Annotated in this window: 4 protein-coding genes; 2 read left to right on the plus strand and 2 right to left on the minus strand. The window is 68.3% G+C overall.

Annotation, left to right across the window (positions count from 1 at the left end; translation table 11 throughout):
- Together ABTW87_RS30030 and ABTW87_RS30035 are read right to left on the minus strand one after the other, a co-directional pair.
- The coding region (locus tag ABTW87_RS30030; protein WP_350654777.1) for a glycogen debranching N-terminal domain-containing protein at positions 1-1,121 on the minus strand (1,121 nt) is incomplete at its 3' end.
- Positions 1,118-1,498, minus strand: coding sequence for an SCP2 sterol-binding domain-containing protein (locus ABTW87_RS30035; RefSeq protein WP_350654779.1), 381 nt, complete (start codon positions 1,496-1,498; stop codon positions 1,118-1,120). The genes ABTW87_RS30030 and ABTW87_RS30035, both read right to left, overlap by 4 nt.
- Positions 1,499-1,689: 191 nt before the next feature.
- Between ABTW87_RS30035 and ABTW87_RS30040 the strand changes: the two genes are divergently transcribed.
- Both ABTW87_RS30040 and ABTW87_RS30045 read left to right on the plus strand, forming a co-directional pair.
- Entirely contained in the window at positions 1,690-2,067 is a 378-nt protein-coding gene (locus tag ABTW87_RS30040; protein WP_350654781.1) for an SCP2 sterol-binding domain-containing protein, read from the plus strand.
- The coding region (locus tag ABTW87_RS30045; RefSeq protein WP_350654783.1) for a glycogen debranching N-terminal domain-containing protein at positions 2,064-3,193 on the plus strand (1,130 nt) is incomplete at its 3' end. The genes ABTW87_RS30040 and ABTW87_RS30045, both read left to right, overlap by 4 nt.

A 3,193-nucleotide genomic window follows, 5' to 3' on the forward strand; every position in this document is an offset into this window, starting at 1 on the left:
GACCGCTCGAGAAGCCGAACGGTTGTGGCGTCTCCGGTCCACCGCTCGTACTCGTCGAGCAGGACCACGAACAGCGGGGTCGAGTCGGCGGCACCGAAGTACGGGGAGTGCGGCTGCTCCTCGAAGCCGGCCGTCTCCCCGTACCGCAACTCGTGGAGGATCTTCCCGGGCTCCTCCTCGCGGAAGTCGTCGAGCACGACCCCCTGGGTCAGCGCCAGCAGGCTCAGCGTCGTGGCGGCGAGATCCGGTGCGAACGGCAGCGCCTGGATGCTGGTGAAGACGCTGTCCCGACCGAAGATCGCCATGAACCACGGCAGGCCGGCGGCCGGCAGTGCGTGACCGCCGCCGGTCAACGGCATGAATCGCAGCGCGGCGAGGTCGACCAGGCTGCGTCGGTAGGTCATCGCCAGCGTCTCGGAGTCGCAGGTCAGCCGGGGAGAGCCGGCGAGCCATCGGTCCAACTCGTCGCGCATCTGCTTGCCGCTGCGCCCCGGTCTGCCCAGGAGGCTCTCCTGGAGGTCGCGCCCACCGACGCCCAGCGCCTGTACGCGCAGGTCGGTGACCCACTGGCCGTGCGGTTCGAGCCGGATGTCGTAGGTCAGTCCCCGCTCGTCGACGCGGGCCGGAACGGTCGAGGAGACCAGGGTCTCCCGGCAGAAGGTGTCCCGCCGATAGCCGAGCCGCAGGCATCCGTCTTCCACCCGGACGTAGTAGCTACCCCGCTTGCCCCGTACGTCCTTGATTTCGAAGAGATCGGCGAAGTCGCTCTCCACATCGATCCGGACCTGCAGGTCGACGCGTTCGGATTCGTGGTTGATCACGGTGAGGCGTTCGGAGAAACTGCCGTCGATCGAGCGCTCCCGGATGGCCGACACCTTGATGTCGACCAGCGGAGTGGGAACGGTTGGTGCGACGAAGAAGCGGGCCTCGAAGTATTCGATCTCCTCCGCGCTGAGTGCGTCGACCCGCCCACCGTTGATGGACAGTGTCCATTTGGACAGGAACCGCGTGTCGAAGGAGAAAAGGCCGGTGGGAATGGTGGGGGACGCGTCGATGTCGCCGGTCTCCTCGCTGAGCACGAACGTGTTGCCGTCCAGCAGCCGGACCAGGTAGTCGCTCATGACGGTCGCCTTCGCCGGCGAGCGAAATCGCGTGGGTGGTGTGCGCCGGGCGGTCCCGGCATGAGCCGCTGCACGAGGCGGGCCAGCCGGATGTCGCCCTCCGCCCGGAGTTCGTTGCGCACCCACGCCGCGTAGATGTGCGACTCGCCCCGGACGACCCGGTCGAAGGACGCCCTGCTGCCGCGGACGGTGCAGTCGGCGTCCCGGTCCTCGTTCCGCGAGACGCGCAGGTCGCCCCGGTCGAGCACCAGGAACCAGCGGTCGACGCCCCGGTCGTAGTCGAGGTCGAACCGCACAGTCCCGGTGGCTTCCTCGACGAGCGGCTCGTGGCCGCGCCGGCCGAGCGCCGCGAAGAAACTGTCGGTGGGGTTCGACATGGCCCTCCCCTCCGCTGGTCCCGAGCCCGGTGCGCCGTCATTTCACCGTGACCGCCAACGGTCGCCGGCCGCATCACCCGCACGGGGTGAATCTCGCGGACGCGGCGAAGTTCATTCGATTCGGGTGAGGTCACGGCACCATGACGCAGGTGATGCTGCCTCGTGTTCGACGAACATCCGGGGGGGGGTCCATGTCGGAGACGACGAGAAGGTTCTTCGAGGCGCTCGAACGACACGGCCATGAACGGCTGCTGAAGAAGACGAACGGCCGCATACGCTTCGACCTCGAGCACGACCACGAGGTCGACCACTGGTTGGTGGAGATCCGCGAGGGTGCCGTCCGGGTGTCGCAGCAGAACAGCGACGCCGACACCGTCATCCGGTCCGACAGCGCCTTCTTCGACCGGTTGGCCCGGGGCGAGGCCAAACCTCTCCCGGCGTGGCTGAGAAACGAGATCACGACCGAGGGAAAGTTCCGGTTCATCGTCCTGCTGGAGCGGCTCTTCGCACCGCCGCCCGGCGCGCGACATCCGCGACTGGTCGCCCGCGACCACGGGGGGCAGCGGTGAAGACAGATCTCGTCCGTATTCTGGACGGCAACATCTTCGTGCTGAGCGACGGCAGCGGTGACATCGAGGCAACGCCCGCCGTCCCGTGCGGGTTCTTCTCGTTCGACACCCGGTTCCTGTCCAGATGGACGCTGACCGTCGACGGCGAACGGGTCAGCGCGCTGGCCATGGACGACCCGACCTACTTCGAGGCGCGGTTCTTCCTGGTGCCGGGGGCTCCCACACACTATGTGGACGCCAAGGTGTCGGTGATCCGGGAACGGTCGGTGGCCGGCAGCTTCGAGGAGCGGTTGACGGTGCTCAACCACTCCAGAGAACCGGCCGAGTTCACTGTCCGCGTGGACGCGGAGTCCGATTTCATTCCGCTGATCATCGCCGGCCAGGAGCGTACGCCACCGGGCCGGCTCTACAAGCGCGTCGCGGACGGGCGCCTGCACCTCGGCTACGAGCGGGAGAAGTTCCGGCGGGAGACGGTGATCTCCACGACTGAGCCCGCGCAGGTGGACGAAACGGGCCTGACCTACCACATCCGGATCGAGCCGCACGGGCAGTGGACCACCACGCTGCACGTCCGGGGGATGGTGCTGCGGCCGGACGGCGAGGACGTCCGGGACCACGTGTACCCCGGCCGGCAGCGACGCAACCGGGCGCGGCTCGAGGACGACCTGCGGCGGTGGCTCGGCAGGGCTCCGCAGTTGCTGTGCGACTGGGAGCAGGTGGAGCGGGCCTACCGGCGCAGCCTGGTTGACCTTGCCGCGCTGCGGTATTCGCCTCTTACGCTACCGAGTGAGGCGATGCCCGCGGCGGGGCTGCCGTGGAACGCCACTCTCACCGGCCGCGACGCTATTCTCACGAGTCTCCAGACGTTGCCGGTCACGCCGGATCTCGCCCTCGCCACCCTGCGCATGCTCGGCCTCGACCAGGGCGCCGTGCTCGACGACTACCGGGACGAGGAGCCGGGCAAGATCCTGCGCGAGTTCCGCTATGGCGAGATGGTGGCCTTCGAGGAACGCCCCCAGGCGCCGTACTACGGTGCCGCCGACACCACCGCTCTGTTCGTGGTCCTGCTCGACGAGTACGAGCGGTGGACAGGAGCCACTGCGGTGGCGCGGGAGTTCGAGGACGA

Origin of the sequence: Micromonospora sp. NPDC126480 (assembly GCF_040302465.1) — a bacterium.
In the GTDB taxonomy this organism is placed as follows: domain Bacteria; phylum Actinomycetota; class Actinomycetes; order Mycobacteriales; family Micromonosporaceae; genus Micromonospora.

What these genes read in the sequence shown, in the direction of transcription:
- ABTW87_RS30040 (WP_350654781.1), top strand. Translation starts at nt 1,690, where the DNA reads ATGTCGGAGACGACGAGAAGGTTCTTCGAGGCGCTCGAACGACACGGC.
- ABTW87_RS30035 (WP_350654779.1), bottom strand. Translation starts at nt 1,498, where the DNA reads ATGTCGAACCCCACCGACAGTTTCTTCGCGGCGCTCGGCCGGCGCGGC.